Below are 24,119 nucleotides of genomic sequence, written 5' to 3'. Positions count from 1 at the left end.
GTGGAAGTAGCTGATGTAGGGCCGTACCTGCATCAACAGCGCCTTGGCCTTGTCGTAGTCTGCCGGGTTCTGGCTGTGGTGCGGCAGGCCCAGGTAGTGCAGGGCAATCGGCAGCAGCTCGGGGCCGTTGTCCAGCACCGCTACACCGCAGCTTTTCAGTTTGCTCATGTACTCGGGCTTGAAGATCAGGTCCCACGAGTCCAGCGGCGCGTTGTCGCCCAGTACCGCCTTGACCTTGTCGATGTTGTAGCCGATTCCGGTGCTGCCCCACAGGTAGGGGAAACCGTACTGGTTACCCGGGTCATTCACCTCCAGCGCCTTGAGCAGCACCGGGTTGAGGTTCTGCCAGTTGGGCAGCTGCGACTTGTCCAGGCGTTTCAAGGCCTTGCCCTGGATCTGCCGGGCCATGAAGTGGTTGGAAGGGAACACCACGTCGTAGCCGGAGTTGCCGGTCATCAGCTTGCCGTCGAGGGTTTCGTTGCTGTCATACACGTCGTAGGTGGGCACGATGCCAGTGGCTTGCTGGAAGTTTTTCAGCGTGTCGGGTGCCACGTAGCTGGACCAGTTGTAGATTTTCACCGTTTCGGCGGCACTGGCCACACTGGCGGCCAGCATCAAGGGTGCAAGAAGGCGTGTGCGCATGTCGGAGTTACCTTGCTTTGTCTGTTGTTATCGAAGGCAGGCGATCAGCGGATCAGAAAATCAGTACGTAGGTCTTGCGCACGGTCTCCTGGATGTCCCAGGTGCCGGTGCTATTGGCCGGTAGCATCAATGCGTCTCCGGCTTCTATAAGCAGGGGCTCGCCACCGTCGGGGGTGAAGGTGCAGCGGCCCTTGATGAAATGGCAGAACTCCTGTTGCACGATCTGCCGCCGCCAACGCCCGGGGGTGCACTCCCAGATACCGGTTTCGACGCCGTCGTCGCGTTCCACGCTGGTGACCGAAGCCACTGCCACGGGTTCGCCGAGCGGCACCGCTACCGGGCTGGCGCTAGCCAGTGCGACGCTGTCGGTATTCTTGAACTGGGTGATGCGCATGACCGGTGGATCCTGTGTTGGGGAAAGGGAATCAGTGCATGAAGCCTTCCATGAAGTCCGCGAGCGAGCTGGCCAGGCGCCGCCGCCAGGGCGCGCTGGCGGGGTTGGCGAGGGTCCGGTCCTCGTGGACGAAGCTCTGGATGATTGCGTTGTAGCCCAGCCAGCGGCAGGGCTCGGGGGGCCAGCTGGCCAGGCTTGAAACCGGGCGGTTGTCGAGCACCCACGGTTGCGCCGTCAGCGCGTTGTGCTGGTTGAGGATCAGTGCCGCCAGGGTCCGCCCGCCCAGGTTGGTGGCGCCAACGCCTTCGCCGCCGTAACCGCCGGCCAGGGCGATGCCGCGCTGGCGGTCGCAGAGCATGTGTGGGCGGAAGCGCCGCGCCATGCCAAGGTTGCCACCCCACGAATGGGTGATACGGGCATGCTTTAGCTGTGGGAAGAGTTCGCTGAACAGGTAGCGGCGCAGCTCGATTTCATGTTCGTCGAGGTTGAAGTTTTCACGCAGGCGGCCGCCGAAGCGGTACCCGCCCCGGGCGCCGAATACCAGCCGGTTGTCGGCCGTGCGCTGGCCATAGGTGACCTGGCGGCTGCTTTCGCTGAAGGCCTGGCCCTGGCTCAGGCCGATCTGTTCCCAGGTCGCCTCGGGTAGTGGTTCAGTGGCCACCAGCAGGCTCTGCACCGGCAGTTGGTGTTTGCCCAGCGGTGGCAGGCTGGCGGCGTAGCCCTCCACGGCGGGCACTACCCATTGGCAGCGAATGCGCGCCAGCGGTGTACGCACCTCACCCGGTTGCCAGTCGATGGCTGGGGTGTTTTCGTAGATCGGTACACCCAGCGCTTCCAGCGCCCGGGCCAGGCCACGGGCGAGCATGGCCGGCTGGATGGTCGCCGTGTGCGGGCTGTAGATCGCGCCATAGGCGTTGCTGACCCGTAGCTGCGCGTCCAGCTGTTCGGGGCGCAACCAACGGTAGTCGTCTTCGGTCATGCCCTGGCGGTACAGGTCGTCGAGGTAGGCGCGCAGGCTGCGCTCCTGTTCCGGGTAGCGCGCGGCGCAATACAGTACGCCGCCTTTGCGGTAGTGGCACTCGATGCCTTCGCGCTGCAGCACGCTGTGCACCTCGTCCGGAATTCCGTGCAGCAGGTCGATGCTGGCGCGGCGCTGCTGCGGTGACAGGCTGGCGAGCAGGCGGTCTTCGCCGAGCAGGTTGCCCATCAGCCAGCCACCGTTGCGCCCAGAGGCGCCGAAACCGGCGATGTTGGCATCGATCAGTGCAATGTTCAGCTGGGGTGCCTGGCGCTTGAGGTAGTAGGCGGTCCACAGCCCGGTGTAGCCCGCGCCGATGATGCACACATCCGCGTCCAGGTCGTCGCGCAGGGCCGGGCGGGCGCACAGCGGCTCGTCGAGCTGGTCCATCCACAGGCTGAGCGTGCGCAGGGGTTGCATCGGGTTCGGCTCCACGTCCGTCAAGGTCTGTGGCCGATCCTAGTCGGGCGAGTGGGCGGCTGTCTTACGTGCGTGCACGCAGGGAAATTTGCTTCAGGTAGGCCTTGGGTGTGAGCCCGGTGTGTTCACGGAAGCACTTGTAGAACGCCGACAGCGAATTGAAGCCAGCGTTGAACGCCAGGTCATCGATGGGTGTTCCGGCGCTGTTGTCATCAAGGCTGGCCATCAGGTGCTGCAGGCGCGCCTGGTTGACGTAGCGGTAGAAGCTCTGCCCAAGCACCTGGTTCAGCAGGTAGGAAATCTGGTTGCGGCTGTAGCCACTGGCATCGGCAACTTGCTGCAGATCCAGTTCAGGGTCCAGGTAGGGGCGCTGGCGCTGAAAATAGTGTTCCAGGTCCTGGGCCATGGTCGACAGCTGCCGCGGTGACAGGCCCAGGCGGCTGGTGGCTGGCCGCGCGCCGCCGGTGCCCGCGGCGTTGCCGTGCTGGCGCACCAGGGTCGCATATTCGTTGACCCGCCAGATCAGGCCGTCCCTCACGGTAATTGCCTCGCTGGACTGAAACGCCACCAGGCCATCGCCGCCCTGCACCGTAACCTGGTACTGGATGAACGCGGTACAGCCATCGACGCGGATACGGTCACTGTGGACGATGTCTTCGCCGGCTTCGTGGGGTAGGCAGGCGCGCACGTAGTCACGCAGTTCGCGATAGCCCAGCACGCGGTTCTGGAAGAAGTCGTGATACTGGACATCGGGGTGATAAAGCGCCATCACGCCGTCGAGGTCACGGTGCTTCCAGCACAGGTGGTAGCGCAGCACGGTCTCGGCGGTGAGTGGGGTCTGGGCGGGGTCATCGGGAAGCGTCATGGCTGGATCATGCCTTGCCGGCCAGGCCATCACAAGAATGCAGAACACCTGATGGATAGGGCGCTTTCGCGCATTTTGCACGGTTCAGCAGGCAGCCAGCGAGCTAAGCCACTGATTTATATGGGCGTCATTTTTTGTCACAGCTGGCACAGCTACTGCAAAGGTTACTGCGCGAATGGAATTCTCGCTAACAACATAAGGCGCACACATCATGATCACCTCTGCCGACTACCCCGCTGTCGATACGCAAAGCCGTTCAGGTGTTTCCTGGGCGGCGATCTTCGCTGGCGCGGCTGCTGCCGCATCCGTTTCCCTCATCCTTGTGGTACTGGGCGCGGGGTTGGGCTTCGCCGCCACCTCGCCTTGGGCTGACGAAGGGGCGAGTGCCAAAGCCCTGGGCGTTTCTACCATTGTCTGGCTGCTGCTCACGCAGATCATCGCATCGGGCATGGGCGGCTACATTGCCGGCCGGCTGCGCGTGAAGTGGGCGAACCTGCACGGTGACGAGGTGTACTTCCGCGATACTGCGCATGGCTTCCTGTCGTGGGCAGTTGCCACCCTGGTCGCCGCCATGCTGGTGCTGGGCGCGGCGGGCAACCTGGTAGGGGCCGGGGCCAGCGCTGCGTCGCAAGCGGCCACGGTGTCTGCTGCCGCAGGTGCATCGGCGGCTACCGGCAGCAACAATGACTCGATGGGGTACTTCGTCGACAGCCTGTTCCGCGGTGACGGCCCGGCGCCAGTCAGCGAAGACGCTGCCAATGGGGTTGCCGCGCGCATTCTGGCCAAGGGCATTGCCGGGGACGGCGCACTGCCTCCTGAGGACCGTACCTACCTCGCCCAGTTGGTGGCGCAGCGTACCCGCCTGACCCAGGCCGAAGCCGAAGCCCGTGTGGACCAGGTAATGGCTCAGGTCCAACAGCTGAAAACCGATGCCAAGCAAGCGGCCGATACTGCCGCGAAGGTAGCTGCCTGGACTGCCCTGTGGACCTTCGTCGCGCTGCTGTGCGGCGCCTTCATCGCCAGCGTCGCGGCCCTGTATGGCGGTCGCCTGCGCGACCGCGTGCAGTGGCTGGAAGGCGACTACGTCACTACCCGCACCGTTCAACGTTAAGCAAGGAGAATTACCATGCGCTCGATATTGCTGTGGATGCTTGGAGTACCGATTCCCGTGATCATCCTGATTGCACTGTTCATGCACTGACAGCAAAGGGCGGCCCAGGCCGCCCTTTGCTATTGCCACCGTTGACGGAGGTTGAACATGCGCTCGATATTGCTGTGGATGATCGGCGTGCCGATACCGGTGATTATCCTGATCTGGATTTTCATGCATTGAGCGGCTGGGGGCCGCGGTGCGGCCCATCGCGGCGCAAGGCCGCTTCTGCAGAGGTCGCGTGAACCTCACGCCAGCGCAGACCGCACTCGCAACTGATTAAAGAAACTGCTCCGCGTAATGACAGGCCACTTGCCGGGTACCGACTTGCCTGAACGCCGGCACGTCCTTGGCGCAGCGTTCAGTGGCATGTGGGCAGCGCTTGTGGAACGCGCAGCCGTTCGGTGGGTTCAGCGGGTTGGGCAACTCCCCGGCAATTCTGATTTTCGGCTTCAACGGGTCGGGATGAATCGCCGGTGTCGCTGACAGCAGTGCCTGGGTGTACGGGTGCAGCGGCTTCTCGTAGATGTCCTCCTTGGGCCCCATTTCTGCGGGCCTTCCCAGGTACATCACCAGCACCTGGTCGGCCACGTGCCGCACCACCGCCAGGTTATGCGAGATGAACACGTAGGCGGTGTTGAACTCCTTCTGCAAGTCCATGAACAGGTTCAGTACCTGTGCCTGGATCGACACGTCCAGCGCCGAGGTCGGTTCATCTGCCACCAGTACCTTGGGCTGCAGCATCATCGCCCGGGCCAGGGCGATGCGCTGGCGCTGGCCGCCAGAGAACATGTGCGGGTAGCGCTGATAATGCTCGGGGCGCAGGCCGACCTGCTCCATCATCTTCTGCACCTTGTCTCGCCGTTCGGCCTTGCTCAGCGAGGTGTTGATCAGCAAGGGTTCGGCCAACTGGTCGCCAATCTTCTGCCGAGGGTTGAGCGAAGCGTAGGGGCTCTGGAATACCATCTGCACGTCGCGGCGCAGTTGCTTGCGCTGGGCCTTGCTGGCGCCAGTGACTTCGGTGCCGGCAATTTGCAGGGAGCCGGAAGACGGCTCTTCGATCAATGTCAGGGCGCGGGCCAGGGTCGACTTGCCGCAGCCAGACTCACCCACCACCGCCAGGGTCTTGCCGGCCTCCAGCTCGAACGACACGCCGTTGAGCGCGCGGACCAGTGCGTGGCCTTTGAACAGCCCGCGGGATACTTCGTAATGCCGGGTCAGTTCCCGGGCAGTCAGAACCACGGCCATTACGCCACCTCCTGGTTCAGCGGGTAGAAGCAACGCACCAGGCTGTGCGCCTGAGGGTCGAGGGGCGGGCGCTGGCGCCGGCAGTTGTCCTGTACATAAGGGCAGCGCGGCGATAGCAGGCAGCCCACGGGGCGGTCGTAGCGGCCAGGCACGATGCCGGGTAGGGTGGCCAGGCGTTCGGCGCCAAGGCTGTGTTCGGGGATGGCCGCCAGCAGGGCTTCGCTGTAAGGGTGGGCCGGCAGGTCGAACAGCTCCGGAACCTGGCCAACTTCCACCGCCTGGCCGGCATACATCACGCACACCCGCCTGGCCGTTTCGGCGACCACGGCAAGGTCGTGGGTGATGAGGATCAGCGCCATGTTGCGCTCTTTCTGCAGGTTCACCAGCAGCTCCATGATCTGCGCCTGGATCGTCACGTCCAGCGCGGTGGTGGGCTCGTCGGCGATCAGCAGCTTGGGTTCGCCGGCAATCGCCATGGCAATCGCCACACGCTGGCTCATGCCGCCGGACAACTGGTGCGGGTAGGCATCCAGGCGGCTTTCCGCCGCCGGGATCTCGACCTTTTTCAATAGCTCAAGGGCACGTTGGCGCGCCGCCTTGCCCTTCAGGCCCAAGTGTTGGCGCAGCACCTCCTCGATCTGGAAACCTACCGTGTAACTGGGGTTCAGTGCGGTCATCGGGTCCTGGAAGACCATGGCGATGTCCTTGCCCACCACCTTGCGCCGTTGCCGGCCGCTGAGCTTGAGCATGTCGGTGCCGTCGAACGTGAGGGCGTCGGCGGTAATGCGCCCAGGCGCATCGATCAGGCCCATCAGGGCCATCATGGTGACCGATTTACCCGAGCCGGACTCGCCAACGATCGCCAGGATCTCGCCGGCGTCCACCGCCAGGTCCAGGCCATCGACCACCGGTACGGCAGTGGCGTCGCCGAAGCGCACGTTCAGGTTGTTGATCTGTAACAGTGACATGGCGTTCTCCTCAGGCGGCGTTCTTGAGTTTCGGGTCCAGCGCATCGCGCAGGCCGTCGCCCATCAGGTTGATTGCCAACACACTGAGCAGAATGGTCAGGCCGGGCAGGCTCACCACCCACCAGGCACGCTCGATGTAGTCACGCGCCGAAGCCAGCATGGTGCCCCACTCGGGGGTGGGCGGCTGCACGCCCAGGCCAAGGAAGCCCAAGGCAGCGGCGTCGAGGATCGCCGAGGAAAAACTCAAGGTGGCCTGCACGATCAACGGTGCCATGCAGTTGGGCAGCACCGTGACGAACATCAGGCGTGGCAAGCCGGCGCCGGCCAGGCGTGCGGCCGTGACGTAGTCGCGGTTCAGCTCGCCCATCACGGCGGCGCGGGTCAGGCGCACGTAAGAGGGCAGCGACACGATGGCGATCGCAATCACCGTGTTGATCAGGCCTGGGCCGAGAATGGCGACGATCGCCACCGCTAGCAGCAGCGACGGCAGTGCCAGCATCACGTCCATCAGGCGCATGATCGACGGGCCCAGCAGTTGCGGGAAGAACCCGGCCAGCAGGCCCAGCAGGATGCCCGGGATCAGCGACATCACCACCGAGGACAGGCCGATCAGCAGCGACAGCCGCGCGCCCTGGATCAGGCGTGAAAGCAGGTCGCGGCCGAGTTCGTCGGTGCCAAGGATGAACTGCCAGGTGCCGCCTTCCAGCCACACCGGTGGGGTCAACAGGAAGTCGCGGTACTGCTCGCTGGGGTCATGGGGGGCGACCCATGGCGCGAACAGCGCGCAGAACACCACCAGGCACATGAACGCCAGGCCCATCACCGCGCCTTTGTTGCGCGCGAAGGCTTGCCAGAATTCTTTGTACGGCGAAGGGTAGAGCAGGCTTTGGTCCACCGGGCTGGCCGGCGACACGGATTTCGGAATCGGGCTAGTCATGGCAAGGGCCTCAGCGCTGATGACGGATGCGTGGGTTGGCCAGGCCGTAGAGAATGTCCACGACGAAGTTGACCAGGATTACCAGGCAGGCGATCAGCAGGATGCCGTTCTGGACCACGGGGTAGTCACGGGCGCCGATGGCTTCGATCAGCCATTTGCCGATGCCCGGCCAGGAGAAGATGGTTTCGGTCAGCACCGCACCGGCCAACAGCGTGCCGACCTGCAGGCCGAACACGGTGAGCACCGGGATCAATGCGTTGCGCAAGCCATGCACGAACACTACCCGGGCCGGCGACAGGCCTTTGGCACGGGCTGTACGGATGTAGTCCTCGCGCAGCACTTCAAGCATCGATGAGCGGGTCATGCGCGCGATTACCGCCAGCGGGATGGTGCCGAGCACGATGGCAGGCAGAATCAGGTGCATCACCGCGTCCTTGAATGAGCCTTCCTCATCGCTGAGCAGGGTATCGATCAGCATGAAGCCGGTTTTCGGCTCGATGTCGTAGAGCAGGTCGATGCGCCCGGAAACCGGGGTCCAGCCCAGGCTCACCGAGAAGAACATGATCAGGATCAGGCCCCACCAGAAGATCGGCATCGAATACCCCGCCAGGGATATGCCCATTACCCCGTGGTCGAACAGCGAGCCGCGTTTGAGCGCCGCGATCACCCCGGCCAGCAGGCCGACCACGCCAGCGAACAACAGCGCGGCAAAGGCCAGTTCCAGGGTGGCCGGGAACAGGGTCAGGAACTCGCGCCACACGCTTTCGCGGGTGCGCAGCGATTCACCCAGGTCGCCCTGGGCCAGCTTGCCGACATAATCCAGGTACTGGACCGGCAGGGGTTTGTTCAAGCCCAGGCGCTCCATGGCCTGGGCATGCATTTCGGGGTCGACCCTGCGCTCGCCCATCATCACTTCCACCGGGTCGCCGGGGATCAGGCGTATGAGCGCGAAAGTCAGCAACGTGATGCCGAAAAAAGTCGGTATCAGCAGGCCAAGGCGCCGGGCAATAAAACTCAACATTGTCGGGGTTACCTCATCAGACCGTACGGCCAGCAGCACGCTACGGCAGTGCCGCCGGTTCCCTGCTGGGCGCCGGCGGTCGTCGTTGTTCTACTTCACCCGGGTGGTGGCGAAGTTGTTTTTGGCCAGAGGGCTGATCACGTAGCCCTCTACATTGTCACGCATGGCGGTGAACATCTTCGGGTGGGCCATGCTGATCCACGGTTGGTCGTCATCGTACACCTTCAATGCCTCGCTATAGAGCCTTGCCCGTTCGTCGTTGTCGACCACCTCGCGGGCTCGGCTGATCAGCTCCTGGAACTTAGGGTTGCACCAGCGCGCATAGTTCTCGCCGGTCTTGGCCGCCTCGCAACTGAGCAGGGGGGTGAGGAAGTTGTCCGGGTCGCCGTTGTCGCCCGCCCAGCCGGTGGACACCAGGTCGGCTTCACCGCGCTTGGCGCGGCGCAGCATCTCGGCCCACTCCATCACACGGATATCCAGCTTCAGGCCGATCTGGCCGAGGTCGGCCTGCAGCATCTCGGCCGACAGGCGCGGGTTGGGGTTGGTCATGCCACCGCCGTTGCGGGTGAACAGGGTGATGACGGTGCCCTCCGGCACACCCGCCTCCTTGAGCAGGGCGCGCGCCTTGGCAAGGTCACGCGGCGGGTTCTGGTTGGCCGGGTTGAAGCCCATCATGCTGGGCGGGTAGGGGTTCACCCCGACCAAGGCATTACCTTTGCCGAACAGCTGGTCGACGTGGGTCTGGCGGTCGAACGCCATATTGATGGCTTTACGCACGCGCACGTCGCTGAGGTACTTGTGCTGGGTGTTCATGGCAACGTAGCCGGTCACCAGCGCTTCGGTTTCGGCCACCTTGAGGGTGCGGTCGGCCTTGATCGAGGGCACGTCGTCCGGCTTGGGGTACAGCGCCACCTGGCACTCGTTGGCGCGCAATTTCTGCAGGCGCACATTGCTGTCGGTGGCAATGGCGAAGATCAGGGCGTCGGCCGGCGGTTTGCCGCGGAAGTAGTCGGGGTTGGCTTTGAAGCGGACCTGCGCATCCTTGTTGTAGCGCTGGAAGATGAACGGCCCGGTGCCGATGGGTTTGCTGTTCAGCTCGGCGGCCTTGCCGGCCTTGAGCAACTGGTCGCCGTATTCTGCCGAATAGATAGAGGTGAAGCCCATGGCCATGTCATGCAGGAACGGTGCTTCGGGGCGGGTGAGGGTGATCACCACGGTATGCTCGTCGGTCTTGTCCACCGCCTTGAGCAACTGGCTGAAGGCCATGCTCTCGAAGTACGGGTAGCCGACGCTGGTCTTGTCGTGCCACGGGTGCGCCGGGTCCAGCTGGCGCCGCAGGCTCCACAGCACATCGTCGGCGTTGAATTCGCGGGTGGGTGTGAAGTAGTCGGTGCTGTGGAACTTCACGCCCTTGCGCAGGTGAAAGGTATAGGTCAGGCCATCTGCTGAAATGTCCCAGCGCTCGGCCAGGGCCGGCTCGATGTCGGTGGTCCCGGGCTTGAAGTCCACCAGGCGGTTGAACAGTGTTTCAGAGGACGCATCGAAGGTGACGCCGGTGGTGTACTGGACCACGTCGAAGCCCTCCGGGCTGGCTTCGGTGCAGACCACCAGCGGCTTGGCCGCCAGTTGCGTGGCACTGCCGAGCACCAGCGCAGCCAGCGCCAGGCGTAGCGGTCGCGACTTGATGAAAACTCTGTGCATGGGTTGAAGACTCCCTGCGTGCATTGATTCCAGCGTAGCCGCCAAGGCCCGCCGTGCAGCGGGCCGTGGCGCAAACGGTCAGAGAATGTTGAATGGGATGGTGGTGACCACGCGGAACTCGTCCAGGCTGCCATCGGCCTGCGCCTTGCTGGCGCGGTGCGTGGTGTAGGTGGCGCGGATACTGGTGTCCTTCAGCGGCCCGCTCTGCACCGCGTAGCTGGTGCCGATACCCCACTCGTAGTGGGTTTCGCCATCCAGGCCCCTTACGTCATAGGCGGTGCCACGGTAGTGGGTGCCATCGATGCCCCAGCCACGGGCGTTGTACAGGTTGAACTTCAAGCCTGGCACGCCGTAGGGCGCCATGTTCAGCACGTAGGAAATCTGCAGGGATTTCTCGTTCGGGCCGTTGAAGTCCGACAGCAACGAGTTGGCCAGGAAAATGCCGTTGGTTTCGTGCAGGTAGTCGAAGTATTCGTTGCCGTTGACCTGCTGCCACGAAGCGCTGAGGGTGTGCGCCTGGTGAGTCAGGCCGAACGACAGGCTGTAGGTGTCGTTGTCGATCTTGCCCATCTTCTGGCTGCCGGCGTCGACTGTCTTGTAGTAGTTCAGGCCAGTGGTCAGGCTGAGCACCGCACTGTCGCCAAGCACGTGGTTGGCGCCGAAGTAGTACTGGTTCCAGAAGTCATCGACTTTGGTGGCGTACAGGCTGGTGGTCAGGCTCTTGAACGGCTGGTAGTTGATGCCGGCAGTGCTGGCACGGTCGGTTTCCACGCCAGTGGCGCTGTACTCGCTGCGGAACTTGCTGAGGCTTTGCTCGGTACGCGGCGAAACGCGGTCGAAGGTGCCCAGGTCGAAGTTGAGGTTGTCGAACTCGGCACTGTGCAGGAACACGCCCTGGAAGCTAGACGGCAGGGCACGGTTGCCGATGTAGGCGATCATGGGTGTGTCCACCGATTGCCGGCCCAGGGTGAGGGTGGTGTTGGACACGCGTGCCTTGATGTTGCCCAGGCCCAGCTTGCTCCACTGGCCGATGGGGTCGCCGTCGCTGTGGGTGAGCGTGCGGTTGTTGGGGCCGGCTACGGCCTGGCGGCTCTGCTGCAGCGCAATGGCATTGTAGCCGGCGGCCTCGACGGCGATGCCGACGGTGCCTTCGGTAAAGCCGGAGCTGTAGTTGAGGATGGTGCCCTGCACCCAGTTCTCACGGCTGTGCGTGTCGTGGCGGGTGCCGTCGTTCTTGTAGTACTTCCACAGGGGGGCGCGCGCCGCGCGTTCGCGGGCGTACCAGTTACGGGGCTGCCGGACAGGTTCTGCCCCTCGATAAAACCGCTGGCCTGGGCTTGCTCGCTGGTGCTCTTGAGGGTGATGGGAATGAACGCCTGGCTTTGCGGGTCAGCCTGGGCCACGGTGGTCACTGCACTGATGGATAAGGCCAGTGCGCTCAAGGTGAATAGTTTCAAGTTGAAGCTCCCTTTCTTTTCTAGTTATGGCCGGCCTTGTGGGCCGGGTGCTTGCTGCGGTGTTGCCAGGGTTGCCACGGGGTTGCCGGGCTTGATCCGGACGCTGTGTTGCCTGTACCGGCGAAGCGGCCGGTGCAGGTTGGCCATCAGTCAACACTCACACCGGAGAAATCATTGCGCCCAAACGGGCTGACCTTGAATTGGGAAACCTTGACGCTGAGCGGCTGGTTGACGGTGGAATGGGCCACCGGGGTGATCGGCACCTGCTGCTTGAGGCGCTGCTGTGCCTGCTGGTACAGGGCGCTGCGTTGCACCGGGTCGCTCACGCGCTTGGCCTGCATGACCAGGCTGTCGTACTGCGGATCGCACCACTGCGAGTAGTTGTTGCTGCCAATGGCGGCGCAGCTGTAGAGGGTGCCCAGCCAGTTGTCGGGGTCGCCGTTGTCACCGGTCCAGCCGATCAGGGCGATGTCGTGCTCGCCGTTTTTCATGCGCTTTACGTATTCGCCCCACTCGTAGCTGACGATGCGCACCTTGAGGCCGAGCTTGTTCCAGTCGGCCTGCAGCATTTCGGCCATCAGCTTGGCGTTGGGGTTGTACGGGCGCTGCACCGGCATGGCCCACAAGGTGACCTCGGTACCTGGCGCTACGCCGGCCTGGCGCAGCAGTTGGCGGGCCTTTTCCGGGTTGTAAGGGGCATCCTTGAGGCTGTTGTCGTAGGACCATTGGGTCGGTGGCATGGCGTTGACTGCCAACTGGCCGGCGTCCTGGTACACCGCCTGGATGATGGCTTGCTTGTTCACCGCCATGTCCAGCGCCTGGCGTACTTCCAGGCGGTCGAACGGTGCATGGCGGGTGTTGTAGGCGATGTAGCCGAGGTTGAAGCCCGGCTGCTGCAGCACCTGCAGCTGGCTGTCGGCGCGAAGGGCCGGCAGGTCGGCCGGGCGCGGGTGCAGGGTGACCTGGCATTCGTTGCGGCGCAGTTTCTGGATGCGCACCGAGGGGTCTACATTGATCGAGAACACCAGGGTGTCGAGCTTGACCTGCTCGGGGGCCCAGTAGGCCTTGTTGCCCTTGTAGCGGATCTGCGAGTCCTTCTGGTAGCGCTGGAACACGAACGGGCCGGTGCCGATCGGCTGCTGGTTGATGTCACTGGCACGCCCGCTGGCCAGCAGCTGCTCGGCGTACTCGGCAGAAAGGATCGAGGTGAAGCTCATGGCCAGGTTCTGAATGAATGCGGCATCCACCGCGTTCAGGGTGAACACCACGGTCTGCGGGTCGCGTTTCTCGACCCGGGCGATGTTCTTGTCCAGGCCCATGCTGATGAAATAGGGGAACTCGGTGGGGTAGGCCTGGCGGAACGGGTGGCCCTTGTCGAGCATGCGGTTGAAGGTGAACAGCACGTCGTCGGCATTGAAGTCGCGGCTGGGCGTGAAGGCCTTGTTGCTGTGGAACCTGACCCCTTCACGCAGGTGGAAGGTGTAGCTCAAGCCGTCGTCGGACACCTCCCAGCGGGTAGCCAGGGCAGGGTGCACGGCGGTGCCGCCACGTTCGAACTCGACCAGGCGGTTGTAGATCGGTTCGGCGGCGTCGTTGTCGGTGGCGGTGGTGTACTGGGCGGTATCGAAACCGGCAGGGCTGCCCTCGGAGCAGAACACCAGGCTGTTGGCGTACAGGTGGGGGGCCTGGCTGATCAGGCCCAGGGCCAGCAGGGCAGCAAGTTGGGTGGCGTGGCGCATGGCAAGTCCTTTTCCTCTGTTTGCACCGCCTACGGGTACGAATGGCGGCAACAGTGTGCCGAGCCCGCAGCGGATAGCTGCAGGCCGACAGAAATTAGTGATTGGAGGGGAGGGCACCCACCGCCTGGCGGGTGCCGGGGCTACCCTATTTGTCCACGCTGACGCCGTAGAAGGCGTTCAGCGCGAACGGGCTGATCTTGAAGTCCTTCACCTTGACGCTCATCGGCTGGTAGACGGTGGAGTGGGCGATCGGGGTGATCGGCACCTGCTCCTTGAGGATGCGCTGTGCCTGTTGGTACAGCTCGGTGCGCTTGGCTTGGTCGGAGGTGGCCTTGGCCTGTTTGATCAGGCTGTCGTAGGGCTTGTAGCACCACTTGGAGAAGTTGTTGCCGTCAATGGCATCGCAGCCGTAGAGGGTGCCTAGCCAGTTGTCCGGGTCACCATTGTCGCCGCTCCAGCCAATCAGCATGGCGCCCTGTTCGCCGGCTTTGGAGCGCTTGATGTACTCGCCCCACTCATAGCTGACAATTTTTGCCTTGATGCCGATCTTGGCCCAGTCGGACTGCAGCATTTCGGCCATCAGCTTGGCATTGGGGTTGTACGGGCGTTGCACGGGCATGGCCCACAGGGTGATTTCGGTGCCTTCCTTGATGCCGGCTTCCTTGAGCAGTTGTTTGGCTTTTTCCGGGTCGAACGGTGCGTCCTTGATGCTGGTGTCATACGACCACTGCGTGGGCGGCATGGCGTTGACCGCCAACTGGCCGGCGCCCTGGTAGACCGACTCGATGATCCGTTTCTTGTCCACGGCCATGTCCAGCGCCTGGCGCACTTTCAGCTGGGCCATGGGGTTGGGCTGGTTGCTGCCCTTGATCTGGTCCATCACGTTATAGGCGATGTAACCCAGGTTGAAGCCGGCCTGCTGGGGCATCTGCAGGTTCTTGTCGGCCTTCAGCGGCTCGATATCGGCCGGGCGTGGGAACAGGGTGACCTGGCATTCGTTCTTTTTCAGCTTCTGCATGCGCACCGAGGCGTCGGTGGTGATGGCGAAGATCAGGTTGTCGATCTTCACGTCCTCGGGCTTCCAGTAGTCCTTGTTGCCCTTGAAGCGGATCTGCGCGTCCTTCTGGTACTTGCTGAACACGAACGGGCCGGTGCCGATCGGCTTCTGGTTGATGTCGGCGGCCTTGCCGTCCTTGAGCAACTGGTCGGCGTATTCGGCGGACTGGATCGAGGCGAAGCTCATGGCCAGGTTCTGGATGAACGCTGCATCGACCTCGTTGAGGGTGAACTTGACGGTGTGCTCGTCAAGCTTCTCCAGCTTGGCGATGTTCTTGTCCATGCCCATGTCGGTGAAGTACGGGAACTCGGTCGGGTAGGCCTTGCGGAAGGGGTGGTCCTTGTCGAGCATGCGGTTGAAGGTGAACAGCACGTCGTCGGCGTTGAACGGGCGGGTCGGCTTGAAGTAGTCGGTGGTGTGGAACTTCACCCCCTCGCGCAGGTGGAAGGTGTAGGTCTTGCCATCGTCGGACACGTCCCAGCGGGTGGCCAGGCCGGGTATCACTGCAGTGCCGCCGCGTTCGAACTGCGTCAGGCGGTTGAAGACGGTTTCGGCCGAGGCGTCGAAGTCGGTGCCGGTAGTGTATTGCCCTGGATCGAAGCCGGCCGGGCTGCCTTCGGAGCAGAACACCAGGTTGGACGCGGCAAGTGCCGACGGAGCACCGGTGAGCAAGCCTGCACCGAGCAGGAACGGTATGACTGCGTGTTTGAGCATGGTGGCCTCATTTTTGTCATTTTTCGAGTGAGGTGGCCTCGTGAGCCGACCTGCGGATACTTATGCAGGGGATGTTCCCAATGCAACAGGTACAAGGATAGTTGGCGCCGGGAATGTGGCACGAACGTACATGGATGTCGCATCGCTATAACTTTCGGCGAAGTTAAACGTTTGCGTGGGCAAACTGATGGCTTTTTTCGAGGTGTTTCAAGGCGGGATTTTTGTAAGATGCACCTGAACGGTGCGTAAGAAAGGTCTGAAACGCTTTTTTCAGCCCCCACACGGCCCCTGTAGGAGCGGCCTTGCGTCGCGATGGGCCGCGCGCAGCGGCCCCCTGTGCAGCACACTGCTACAACAGGGGGCGCCCCCGGCCCCCGCCCCGTCGCGACCCCAGGCCGCGCATACCGGCGCTAGTTGCTCAAGGCATCTGCACTTCAATCAACCCATCAGCATTCATGCTCACCTCACTGGTACCGGCTTCGATGTCGGGCGCCGGCGCCGCTTCATCTGCGCTCATGGCCTTCATGGCCATGGGGGCGCTGCGCAGGTACGGCCGTGGGTAGCCGCTGCTGTTCAGGTTCAGGCTGACCACTTTGTAGCCTGTGCCGCCCAAGGCTTGCGTGGCCAGTTGTGCACGGGCCTTGAACGCATCCACGGCATCCTTGAGCAGCTCGTCTTCGCTGGACTTGCGCGTGGCCGGCGCGATGGAGAAGTCCATGCCACCCATTTTCAGCTCTTGCAGCAGGTCGGCGGTCAGTTGCGAGAGGGCCGGGAAATCGGCGCTTTCCAGGCGCAGCTCGGCGCGTTCACGCCAGCCGGTGATCTTCTGGCCTTTGCTGTCGTAAACGGGGTAGCTGTTGCGGCTGCCCTGGCTGATCTTCACATCCTTGACCTGGCGCGACTGCTGCACGGCCTTGTTCATGGTTTCGGTGATCTGCTTGGCGAGCTTGCCGGGGTCGCTGTTCTGCGCTTCGCTATACAAGGTCACGACCATCAGGTCGCGCGCCACTTCCTTGCTGACCTCGGCGCGCAGCGATACCTGGTTGTAGCGCGGTTCATCGGCCGCCAGTGCCGGCAGGCTGGCGAGCAGGCCGCAAGACATGATCAGGGCGGCGCCGTGACGTGGAATGTGCATGTGGTACTCCTTGGCAATAAAAGGCGTGGGCGCTGGTCATCCATGCCACGCATGGCCAATCAGACCGGCATCAGTGTAGTGGGTTCAACAGTGCCATCATGACAGTGTGACAAAGTGTGGCGCTTTGCCGCAGCGCTGCAGCAGGGTCCCCGGCTTCGGTATACTCCAGCCGATTTTCTGGAGCACTCATCAGGAGAGCTCATGCTCGCCGCCGTACAACCGTTGTCCGCTACCCGCCAGAACCTCTGGCGCCTGACCGTCATTCGTGTGCTGGTCCTGGCTGCCCAGGCCGGCTCGGTCGGTGTCGCCTACTGGACCGAACTGCTGCCCTTACCCTGGCTATCGCTGGCCGGTACCTTGGCCTTGTCGTCGCTGCTGTGTGCCTTCACCGCCCTGCGCCTGCGCTTGTCGGTGCCCGTCACCGAAATGGAATACGCCCTGCAGCTGGCCTGTGACCTGTTGATCCACAGTGCCTTGCTGTATTACTCCGGCGGCTCGACCAACCCGTTCGTGTCCTACTACCTGGTACCGTTGGCCATTGCCGCAGTGACCCTGCCGTGGCTGTATTCGCTGATCCTGTCCGGTATTGCCCTGACCGCCTACAGCTTGCTGCTGGTGCAGTTCTACCCGCTCGAAGGCCTGCCCATGGCGCGGGACAAGATGCAGGTGTACGGCATGTGGCTGAGTATTGCCCTGGCGGCGGCGGTGATCACCTTCTTCGCGGCACGCATGGCGGAAGAGCTGCGGCGCCAGGAGCAACTACGCTCCGAGCGGCGTGAAGAAAGCCTGCGCGACGAGCAGTTGCTGGCCGTAGCCACCCAGGCCGCCGGCGCCGCTCATGAGCTGGGCACGCCGCTGGCCACCATGAGTGTGCTGATCAATGAAATGCGCCAGGACCACACCGACCCGCTGTTGCAGGAAGACCTGCAAATCCTTCAGGACCAGGTGAAGCTGTGCAAGGAAACCCTGCAGCAACTGGTACGCGCCGCTGAAGCCAACCGCCGCCTGGCGGTGGTCGAGCAGGATGTCACCGCCTGGCTGGACGAAGCGCTGAACCGCTGGCACCTGATGCGCCCGGAAAGCAGCTACCGCTTCCAGCGCCTGCGTGACGGCCAGGTGCCGCGCCTGACCCCGCCACCGGACCTGACCCAGGCGCTGCTGAACCTGTTGAACAATGCGGCCGATGCCTGCCCCGATGACCTTGAAGTGCGCCTTGACTGGGACGCTCAGGATATCGTGATCAGCATCCGCGACCATGGCCCTGGCGTGCCGCCGGCCATTGCCGAAGCCATCGGCAAACCCTTCATTACCACCAAGGGCAAAGGTTTCGGCCTGGGCCTGTTCTTGAGCAAGGCCAGCGTGACCCGTGCGGGCGGTTCGGTAAAACTTTATAGTCATGAGCAGGGTGGCACCCTGACCGAACTGCGCCTGCCCTATGGCAAGCGAGGAGATGAATGATGAGCGAAGAAAACCAGGTCGAGAGCGAAGAGCTGCCGCACCTGCTGCTGGTGGATGACGATGCCACCTTCACCCGGGTCATGGCGCGCGCCATGAGCCGTCGCGGGTTCCGCGTTAGCATTGCCGGTTCCGCCGAAGAGGGCTTGATCCTGGCCCAGCAGGACCTGCCGGATTACGCCACGCTGGACCTGAAGATGGACGGCGACTCCGGCCTGGTGCTGCTGCCCAAGCTGCTGGAGCTGGACCCGGAAATGCGCGTGGTGATCCTGACCGGTTATTCGAGCATTGCCACAGCGGTGGAGGCGGTCAAGCGCGGCGCCTGCAACTACCTGTGCAAACCGGCTGATGCCGACGACGTGCTGGCGGCGTTGCTGTCGGAGCACACCGACCTGGACGCGTTGGTGCCGGAAAACCCGATGTCGGTCGACCGCCTGCAGTGGGAGCATATCCAGCGTGTGCTGACCGAGCACGATGGCAATATCTCGGCCACCGCACGGGCGCTGGGCATGCACCGGCGGACCTTGCAGCGCAAACTGCAGAAGCGTCCGGTTCGGCGCTGATTGATATTGCCTGTACCGGCCCCATCGCTGGCAAGCTGGCGATAGGGCCGGTGTGGACAGAAATTTATCTGTAACACCCCGCGATCCCCGCAAATCCCGGCTGTTGGCGTATCATTGCCACCTGACGGCAACCCCCTCCAGGATCGCTAGCGCATGCTCGCCCTTCTCATCCAGACGCTGAATATCACGGCACCGGTTTTCGCCATGCTGTTCATGGGCGTGCTGCTCAAACGCATTCGCCTGATCGACGACAACTTCAACCAGGTCGCTTCGCAGCTGGTGTTCAACGTGTGCATGCCGGCCCTGCTGTTCCTGGGCATCTACCACGCTGACCTGGCTACGGCGGTCCAGCCCGGTGTCATCCTGTACTTCATCGTCGCGACCCTGATCGGCTTCGCCCTTGCCTGGGGCATGGCTATCTGGCGCAGCCCCATGGCCGATCGCGGTATCTATGCCCAAGGCGCCTTTCGCGGCAACAACGGCGTCATTGGCCTGGCCTTGGCCGCCAGCCTGTACGGGGACTATGGTATTTCCCTGGGGGCGGTACTCGCCGGCGTGGTCATCCTCATGTACAACTCGCTGTCCGCGGTGGTGCTGGCGGTGTACAGCCCGGACCTCAAGTCCGACCCCTGGAGCATCTGCAAGAGCATTCTCAGCAACCCGCTGATCATCAGCGTATTGGTGGCCACCCCGATGGCCTACGGCCAGGTGCCGCTGCCCAACTGGTTGCTCACTTCAGGCGACTACCTGGCGCAGATGACCCTGCCACTGGCGCTGATCTGCATCGGCGGCACCCTGTCGCTGGCGGCTCTGCGCGACAGCGGCCGCCTGGCCATCGATGCCAGCCTGGTGAAGATGGTGTGGTTACCGCTGCTCGGCACCCTGGGTGCCTGGCTGTGTGGTTTTCGCGGTGCCGAGCTGGGCATCCTGTTCCTGTACATCGGTAGCCCGACGGCGGCCGCCAGCTACGTGATGGCGCGCGCCGCCAACGGCAACCACCAATTGGCGGCGTCGATCATCGTGATCACCACGTTGATGGCAGCAATCACCACCAACATTGGTATTTTCATCTTGCAGTGGGGCGGATGGATCTAGATCCTTGACTGCAAACAACAGCAACAACACTGCCTCACTGAGCTAAAGGACACTTCATGCAAGACCAGAGCACGCCCGAGCGGTTGCAGCGCGGGCTGAAGAATCGCCACATCCAGCTGATTGCGCTGGGTGGGGCCATCGGTACCGGGTTGTTCCTGGGCATCGCCCAGACCATCCAGCTGGCTGGCCCCTCGGTACTGCTGGGCTATGCCATCGCCGGCCTGATGGCCTTCCTGATCATGCGCCAGCTGGGTGAAATGGTGGTGGAAGAGCCGGTTGCCGGCAGCTTCAGCCATTTCGCCCACCAGTACTGGAGCGAGTTCGCCGGGTTCGTCTCGGGCTGGAACTACTGGGTGGTGTACGTGCTGGTCGGCATGGCCGAGCTTACCGCTGTGGGTATCTACGTGCAGTACTGGTGGCCGGAATTCCCGACCTGGGCCACTGCGGCGATCTTTTTCGTGGTGATCAACCTGATCAACCTTACCCAGGTAAAGGTCTATGGCGAAATGGAGTTCTGGTTCGCCTTGGTCAAGGTGGTGGCCATCGTCAGCATGATCGGCTTCGGTGCCTGGTTGCTGAGCAGCGGGCAGGGCGGCGCCGATGCCAGCGTAGCCAACCTGTGGCAGTACGGCGGGTTCTTCCCCAATGGCGTCAGCGGCCTGGTGATGGCGTTAGCGGTGATCATGTTCTCGTTCGGCGGCCTGGAGCTGGTGGGCATTACCGCTGCCGAGGCCGACAACCCGCGCCAGAGCATTCCCAAGGCCACCAACCAGGTGGTGTACCGTATCCTCATTTTCTACATCGGCGCGCTGGCCGTGCTGCTGTCGTTGTACCCGTGGCAGAAGGTGGTGCAAGGCGGTAGCCCGTTCGTGATGATCTTCCACGAACTGGACAGCGACCTGGTGGCCACCATTCTCAACATTGTGGTGTTTACCGCGGCGCTGTCGGTGTACAACAGCTGCGTGTATGCCAACAGCCGCATGCTGTTCGGCCTGGCCAGCCAGGGCGATGCGCCGCGCCAGTTGCTGAAGGTCAGCCGCAGCGGCGTGCCCCTGACAGCATTGGGGGTATCGGCGTTCGCTACCGGCTTGTGCGTAGTGATCAACTACCTGATGCCGGGTGAGGCCTTTGGCTTGTTGATGGCCCTGGCCGTATCGGCGCTGGTGATCAACTGGGCGAGCATCAGCATCACCCACCTGAAGTTCCGCAAAGCCAAGCTGGCCGCGGGCATCACCCCGTTCTACAAGAGCCTGGGGCACCCGCTGACCAACTACCTGTGCCTGGCATTCATCGTCTTGATCCTGGTGGTGATGTACCTGACCCCGCCGATTCGCATTTCAGTGATGCTGATACCGGCATGGATTGCCGCGTTGTGGGTGGCCTTCAAGCTGAAGAAGGCTCGCCAGGCGAAGTACTGAGCCGGGCTTGTGCGTGAGGGGCAGGCCGCCAGCCTTTCGCCGCCTGGTGGCCCTGGCGCGCTGCCTATCCATGCCCCTCAATGCTGCCGCCGCCAGGCGCGCACGGTGGTGTACAGCAGCACCAGGGCCAGTACCGGCAGCACGTAGAACAGCATCAGCCGCTCAAGGCGGCCGGCCAGCGGCAGCCCCATGGTGAAGGCCGCGACGTGCAGGCCATAAGCCAGGTACAGGCACAGGAAGACCAGCCCTTCGGCGCGGGTAATGCGGTAGCCGGAATAGAACACCGGCATACTCAGTACGGCAACGCCGAGCATCACGGGCAGGTCGAACGACAGTGCATTGGGTGAAATCGACAGCGGCTGTGGGGTCACCAGTGCGGTCAGGCCCAGCACCGCCAGCAGGTTGAACAGGTTGCTGCCGATGACCGTGCCCACGGCGATCTCCCGCTCGCCCCGCAGGGCCGCAATCAAGGCGGCGGCCAATTCCGGCAGGGAGGTGCACACAGCGACCACGGTCAGCCCGATGACGCGCTCGGACAGGCCCAGGTCGGTGGCCACCTCGACGGCGGCTTCAAGCAGCAAGTGGCCTGCCAGGGTCAACAGGCCCAGGCCGAACAGCACCTGCAGCACGGTGGCTGGCCAGAAGCGCCCGGCGCTGGCCTGGGCGGCATCGGGGGCAGGGTAGGTGCGTGCGTAATGGCGCGACTGGTGCCAGAGCATGGCCAGGTAGCCGGCCAGGCCCAGCAACAGCAACCCGCCTTCGAACCGGCCCAGCTGGCCGTTGGCGCACAGTGCGTAGACCAGGCCGCTGGCGAGGATCATCAGCGGTATGTCCAGGCGTACCAACTGGCGCGAAACCCGCAGTGGAATGATCAATGCGGCCAGGCCGAGCACTACCAGCACATTGAAGATATTGCTGCCGACCACGCTGCCGACCGCTACATCCGGCGCGCCCTGGTAGGCCGCCTGCAGGCTGACGGTCAACTGTGGTGCGGTGCTGCCGAAGGCGACCAGGCTCAGGCCGATGATCAGCGGGCGCACGTGCAGGCGCTGCGCCAGGCGCAGGGCGGCGCGCACCAGCAATTCGGCGCCGCCTACCAGCAACAGCAGGGCTGTGCCCAGTTGCAGCAGGCTGAAGGTGGGAAGGGTGGCCAAGTCGAAAATGGTCGAACTCCTGTCGCGTCAGTCGCTAAGCCCTTGTACCCGCACCCGCGCTGTGCCGCTACGCAGCATGCCGATTTTTTCGGCGGCGGCGCGTGACAGGTCGATCAGCCGGCCGCGGGTATGCGGGCCACGGTCGTTGATGCGTACCACCACACTGCGCTGGTTGGCCATGTTGGTCACCAGAACGCGGCTGCCAAACGGCAGGCTGCGGTGGGCGGCGGTAAGGCCGTGCTGGTTGAACGGTTCGCCGCTGGCGGTGCGTTTGCCGTGGTGGCGCGAGCCGTAATAGGAAGCGGTGCCGGTCTGGTCGTAACCGCGCGGGTCGATGTCATGGCTGGCGCAGCCGGCCAGGAACGAAAACAGGGCGAGGGTGCCGAGGGATCGTTTTAGCAAGTCAGGTGCTCTCCTAGTGCGACGCTCCCACAGGTCGGCGCTGTACCTGTGGGAGCGGGCATGCCCGCGAACGAGGGCGAAGCCCTCGCAGGACTACAGGGATAAAACAATCACCCTTCGAGCTTGGCCTTGAGCATTTGGTTCACCTGCCCCGGGTTGGCCTTGCCTTTGGAGGCTTTCATGGCCTGGCCGACGAAGAAGCCGAACATCTTGCCGCGCTTGGCCTCGTCAGCCGCGCGGTACTGTTCCACCTGCTCGGCATTGGCGGCCAGCATTTCGTCGAGCATCTTCTCGATTGCGCCGGTGTCGGTGACCTGCTTCAGGCCTTTGCTTTCGATGATACTGTCGGCATCGCCTTCACCGCCAGCCATGGCTTCGAACACGGTCTTGGCGATCTTGCCGCTGATGGTGTTATCGCGGATGCGCAGCAGCATGCCACCCAGTTGCGCAGCGCTGACCGGTGCCTGGTCGATCTCCACGCCCAACTTGTTCAGCAGGCTCCCCAGTTCGACCATGACCCAGTTGGCGGCCAGCTTGGCGTCACCGCCAATTTTCACCACTTCTTCGAAGTAGTCTGCCTGTTCGCGGCTGGAGGCCAGCACGTTGGCATCGTAGGCCGACAGGCCGTACTGGCGCTGGAAGCGCTCGACCTTCTGCGGCGGCAGCTCGGGCAGGGCAGCGCGGATGCTGTCGAGGTAGCTGTCTTCGATCACGACTGGCAGCAGGTCCGGGTCGGGGAAGTAACGGTAGTCGTTGGCTTCCTCTTTGCTGCGCATGGAACGGGTTTCATCCTTGTTCGGGTCGTACAGGCGGGTTTCCTGCACCACCTTGCCGCCATCCTCGATCAGGTCGATCTGGCGCTGGATCTCGCTGTTGATGGCACGCTCGATGAAGCGGAACGAGTTGACGTTCTTGATCTCGCAGCGGGTACCGAATTCGGCCTGGCCTTTCGGGCGGATCGACACGTTGCAGTCGCAGCGCAGCGAGCCCTCGGCCATGTTGCCGTCGCAGATGCCCAGGTAGCGCACCAGTGCGTGGATCGCCTTGACGTACGCCACGGCCTCCTTGGCGCTGCGCATGTCAGGCTCGGACACGATCTCCAGCAGCGGTGTGCCGGCGCGGTTCAGGTCGATGCCGGTAGAGCCGCTGAAGTCTTCGTGCAGGCTTTTGCCTGCGTCTTCTTCCAGGTGCGCGCGGGTGACCCCGATGCGCTTGATGTTGCCGTCTTCCAGGGCGATGTCCAGGTGGCCCTTGCCGACGATCGGCAGGTCCATCTGGCTGATCTGGTAGCCCTTGGGCAGGTCCGGGTAGAAGTAGTTCTTGCGCGCGAACACGTTGCGCTTGCCGATCTCGGCATCGATGGCCAGGCCGAACATGCAGGCCATGCGCACGGCTTCCTGGTTCAGCACCGGCAAAACGCCCGGCATGCCCAGGTCAACCAGGCTGGCCTGGGTATTCGGCTCGGAGCCGAAGGTGGTAGCGCTGCCGGAGAAGATCTTCGACTGGGTGGCGAGCTGAGTGTGGATTTCCAGCCCGATCACAACTTCCCATTGCATGTGTGAACTC

Annotated in this window: 20 protein-coding genes and 1 pseudogene; 5 read left to right on the top strand and 16 right to left on the bottom strand. The window is 63.4% G+C overall.

Features of this window, described 5'->3' with window-relative positions:
- From APH30_RS02590 to APH30_RS02575, 4 genes are all read right to left on the bottom strand, one after another.
- On the bottom strand, positions 1-642 hold a 642-nt coding region (locus APH30_RS02590), incomplete at its 3' end, for an extracellular solute-binding protein (protein WP_156326357.1).
- Positions 643-694: 52 nt separating this feature from the next.
- Positions 695-1,036: a cupin domain-containing protein gene (locus APH30_RS02585; RefSeq protein WP_009685143.1), complete on the bottom strand. Its 342-nt coding sequence runs from the start codon at positions 1,034-1,036 to the stop codon at positions 695-697.
- A 31-nt stretch (positions 1,037-1,067) separates the two neighbouring features.
- Entirely contained in the window at positions 1,068-2,474 is a 1,407-nt protein-coding gene (locus APH30_RS02580) for an FAD-binding oxidoreductase (RefSeq protein WP_054911633.1), read from the bottom strand.
- Between the two features lie 64 nt (positions 2,475-2,538).
- Positions 2,539-3,339, bottom strand: a complete 801-nt coding sequence (locus APH30_RS02575) for a nuclear transport factor 2 family protein (RefSeq protein ID WP_054911632.1) — start codon at positions 3,337-3,339, stop codon at positions 2,539-2,541.
- 211 nt (positions 3,340-3,550) lie between these two features.
- Between APH30_RS02575 and APH30_RS02570 the strand changes: the two genes are divergently transcribed.
- The gene (locus APH30_RS02570; protein ID WP_047150133.1) at positions 3,551-4,450 is read left to right on the top strand and encodes a hypothetical protein; all 900 of its coding nucleotides are present in this window, start codon (positions 3,551-3,553) and stop codon (positions 4,448-4,450) included.
- Between the two features lie 318 nt (positions 4,451-4,768).
- Here the strand turns inward: APH30_RS02570 and APH30_RS02565 are convergent, their stop codons facing one another.
- The 9 genes and pseudogenes from APH30_RS02565 to APH30_RS02525 form a co-directional block, all read right to left on the bottom strand.
- Positions 4,769-5,737 (bottom strand): peptide ABC transporter ATP-binding protein, encoded by a 969-nt coding sequence (locus APH30_RS02565; protein WP_054881444.1) that lies wholly within the window; start codon positions 5,735-5,737, stop codon positions 4,769-4,771.
- Positions 5,737-6,705, bottom strand: a complete 969-nt coding sequence (locus tag APH30_RS02560; protein ID WP_029885062.1) for an ABC transporter ATP-binding protein — start codon at positions 6,703-6,705, stop codon at positions 5,737-5,739. The genes APH30_RS02565 and APH30_RS02560 overlap by 1 nt, the downstream gene beginning before the upstream one ends.
- Positions 6,706-6,715: 10 nt before the next feature.
- Positions 6,716-7,642, bottom strand: a complete 927-nt coding sequence (locus tag APH30_RS02555) for an ABC transporter permease subunit (protein WP_009685150.1) — start codon at positions 7,640-7,642, stop codon at positions 6,716-6,718.
- 10 nt (positions 7,643-7,652) lie between these two features.
- Positions 7,653-8,663 carry an ABC transporter permease subunit gene (locus tag APH30_RS02550; protein ID WP_009685151.1) on the bottom strand — a complete coding sequence of 337 codons (1,011 nt, stop codon included), beginning with the start codon at positions 8,661-8,663 and terminating at the stop codon, positions 7,653-7,655.
- A gap of 90 nt (positions 8,664-8,753) precedes the next feature.
- A complete protein-coding gene (locus APH30_RS02545) occupies positions 8,754-10,364 on the bottom strand; it encodes an ABC transporter substrate-binding protein (protein WP_054911631.1) in 1,611 nt (536 codons plus the stop codon).
- Positions 10,365-10,442: 78 nt separating this feature from the next.
- A pseudogene (locus tag APH30_RS02540) lies at positions 10,443-11,821 on the bottom strand (OprD family porin).
- Between the two features lie 146 nt (positions 11,822-11,967).
- Positions 11,968-13,560: an ABC transporter substrate-binding protein gene (locus APH30_RS02535; protein WP_054911630.1), complete on the bottom strand. Its 1,593-nt coding sequence runs from the start codon at positions 13,558-13,560 to the stop codon at positions 11,968-11,970.
- 145 nt (positions 13,561-13,705) lie between these two features.
- Complete coding sequence (locus APH30_RS02530; protein WP_054881441.1) at positions 13,706-15,331, bottom strand: ABC transporter substrate-binding protein; 1,626 nt, start codon at positions 15,329-15,331, stop codon at positions 13,706-13,708.
- A 418-nt stretch (positions 15,332-15,749) separates the two neighbouring features.
- Positions 15,750-16,466 carry an SIMPL domain-containing protein gene (locus tag APH30_RS02525; protein ID WP_009685157.1) on the bottom strand — a complete coding sequence of 239 codons (717 nt, stop codon included), beginning with the start codon at positions 16,464-16,466 and terminating at the stop codon, positions 15,750-15,752.
- Positions 16,467-16,667: 201 nt separating this feature from the next.
- On the opposite strand from APH30_RS02525, the gene APH30_RS02520 reads away from it, so the two are divergent.
- The 4 genes from APH30_RS02520 to APH30_RS02505 all read left to right on the top strand — a co-directional run bounded on the left by APH30_RS02520 (position 16,668) and on the right by APH30_RS02505 (position 20,997).
- Entirely contained in the window at positions 16,668-17,924 is a 1,257-nt protein-coding gene (locus tag APH30_RS02520; RefSeq protein WP_009685158.1) for an ATP-binding protein, read from the top strand.
- The gene (locus APH30_RS02515; RefSeq protein ID WP_009685159.1) at positions 17,924-18,484 is read left to right on the top strand and encodes a response regulator transcription factor; all 561 of its coding nucleotides are present in this window, start codon (positions 17,924-17,926) and stop codon (positions 18,482-18,484) included. Before APH30_RS02520 ends, APH30_RS02515 begins: the two co-directional genes overlap by 1 nt.
- A 153-nt stretch (positions 18,485-18,637) precedes the next feature.
- The gene (locus tag APH30_RS02510) at positions 18,638-19,579 is read left to right on the top strand and encodes an AEC family transporter (RefSeq protein WP_054911629.1); all 942 of its coding nucleotides are present in this window, start codon (positions 18,638-18,640) and stop codon (positions 19,577-19,579) included.
- 56 nt (positions 19,580-19,635) lie between these two features.
- Positions 19,636-20,997, top strand: coding sequence for an amino acid permease (locus tag APH30_RS02505; RefSeq protein WP_054911628.1), 1,362 nt, complete (start codon positions 19,636-19,638; stop codon positions 20,995-20,997).
- A gap of 77 nt (positions 20,998-21,074) precedes the next feature.
- On the opposite strand, the gene APH30_RS02500 is transcribed toward APH30_RS02505, so the two are convergent.
- The 3 genes from APH30_RS02500 to gatB all read right to left on the bottom strand — a co-directional run bounded on the left by APH30_RS02500 (position 21,075) and on the right by gatB (position 24,109).
- Positions 21,075-22,118, bottom strand: coding sequence for a calcium/sodium antiporter (locus APH30_RS02500; RefSeq protein ID WP_029888090.1), 1,044 nt, complete (start codon positions 22,116-22,118; stop codon positions 21,075-21,077).
- A 60-nt stretch (positions 22,119-22,178) separates the two neighbouring features.
- On the bottom strand, positions 22,179-22,553 hold the full coding sequence (locus APH30_RS02495; RefSeq protein ID WP_054881438.1) for a septal ring lytic transglycosylase RlpA family protein: 375 nt from the start codon (positions 22,551-22,553) through the stop codon (positions 22,179-22,181).
- 110 nt (positions 22,554-22,663) lie between these two features.
- Positions 22,664-24,109 carry an Asp-tRNA(Asn)/Glu-tRNA(Gln) amidotransferase subunit GatB gene (gene gatB / locus APH30_RS02490; RefSeq protein ID WP_054911627.1) on the bottom strand — a complete coding sequence of 482 codons (1,446 nt, stop codon included), beginning with the start codon at positions 24,107-24,109 and terminating at the stop codon, positions 22,664-22,666.
- Between the last annotated feature and the right edge of the window lie 10 nt (positions 24,110-24,119).

The organism is Pseudomonas sp. NBRC 111127 (assembly GCF_001320345.1).
In the GTDB taxonomy this organism is placed as follows: Bacteria; Pseudomonadota; Gammaproteobacteria; order Pseudomonadales; family Pseudomonadaceae; genus Aquipseudomonas; species Aquipseudomonas juntendi.
Note: the sequence above shows the minus strand (reverse complement) of the source record. Positions and strands in the feature narration are given on the sequence as shown.

Coding starts and splice junctions, on each gene's coding strand:
- APH30_RS02525 (WP_009685157.1), bottom strand. CDS start 16,466: ATGCACATTCCACGTCACGGCGCCGCCCTGATCATGTCTTGCGGCCTG.
- APH30_RS02520 (WP_009685158.1), top strand. CDS start 16,668: ATGCTCGCCGCCGTACAACCGTTGTCCGCTACCCGCCAGAACCTCTGG.
- APH30_RS02585 (WP_009685143.1), bottom strand. CDS start 1,036: ATGCGCATCACCCAGTTCAAGAATACCGACAGCGTCGCACTGGCTAGC.
- APH30_RS02545 (WP_054911631.1), bottom strand. CDS start 10,364: ATGCACAGAGTTTTCATCAAGTCGCGACCGCTACGCCTGGCGCTGGCT.
- APH30_RS02550 (WP_009685151.1), bottom strand. CDS start 8,663: ATGTTGAGTTTTATTGCCCGGCGCCTTGGCCTGCTGATACCGACTTTT.
- APH30_RS02575 (WP_054911632.1), bottom strand. CDS start 3,339: ATGACGCTTCCCGATGACCCCGCCCAGACCCCACTCACCGCCGAGACC.
- APH30_RS02580 (WP_054911633.1), bottom strand. CDS start 2,474: ATGCAACCCCTGCGCACGCTCAGCCTGTGGATGGACCAGCTCGACGAG.
- APH30_RS02505 (WP_054911628.1), top strand. CDS start 19,636: ATGCAAGACCAGAGCACGCCCGAGCGGTTGCAGCGCGGGCTGAAGAAT.
- APH30_RS02570 (WP_047150133.1), top strand. CDS start 3,551: ATGATCACCTCTGCCGACTACCCCGCTGTCGATACGCAAAGCCGTTCA.
- APH30_RS02515 (WP_009685159.1), top strand. CDS start 17,924: ATGAGCGAAGAAAACCAGGTCGAGAGCGAAGAGCTGCCGCACCTGCTG.
- APH30_RS02535 (WP_054911630.1), bottom strand. CDS start 13,560: ATGCGCCACGCCACCCAACTTGCTGCCCTGCTGGCCCTGGGCCTGATC.
- gatB (WP_054911627.1), bottom strand. CDS start 24,109: ATGCAATGGGAAGTTGTGATCGGGCTGGAAATCCACACTCAGCTCGCC.
- APH30_RS02530 (WP_054881441.1), bottom strand. CDS start 15,331: ATGCTCAAACACGCAGTCATACCGTTCCTGCTCGGTGCAGGCTTGCTC.
- APH30_RS02510 (WP_054911629.1), top strand. CDS start 18,638: ATGCTCGCCCTTCTCATCCAGACGCTGAATATCACGGCACCGGTTTTC.
- APH30_RS02565 (WP_054881444.1), bottom strand. CDS start 5,737: ATGGCCGTGGTTCTGACTGCCCGGGAACTGACCCGGCATTACGAAGTA.
- APH30_RS02560 (WP_029885062.1), bottom strand. CDS start 6,705: ATGTCACTGTTACAGATCAACAACCTGAACGTGCGCTTCGGCGACGCC.
- APH30_RS02555 (WP_009685150.1), bottom strand. CDS start 7,642: ATGACTAGCCCGATTCCGAAATCCGTGTCGCCGGCCAGCCCGGTGGAC.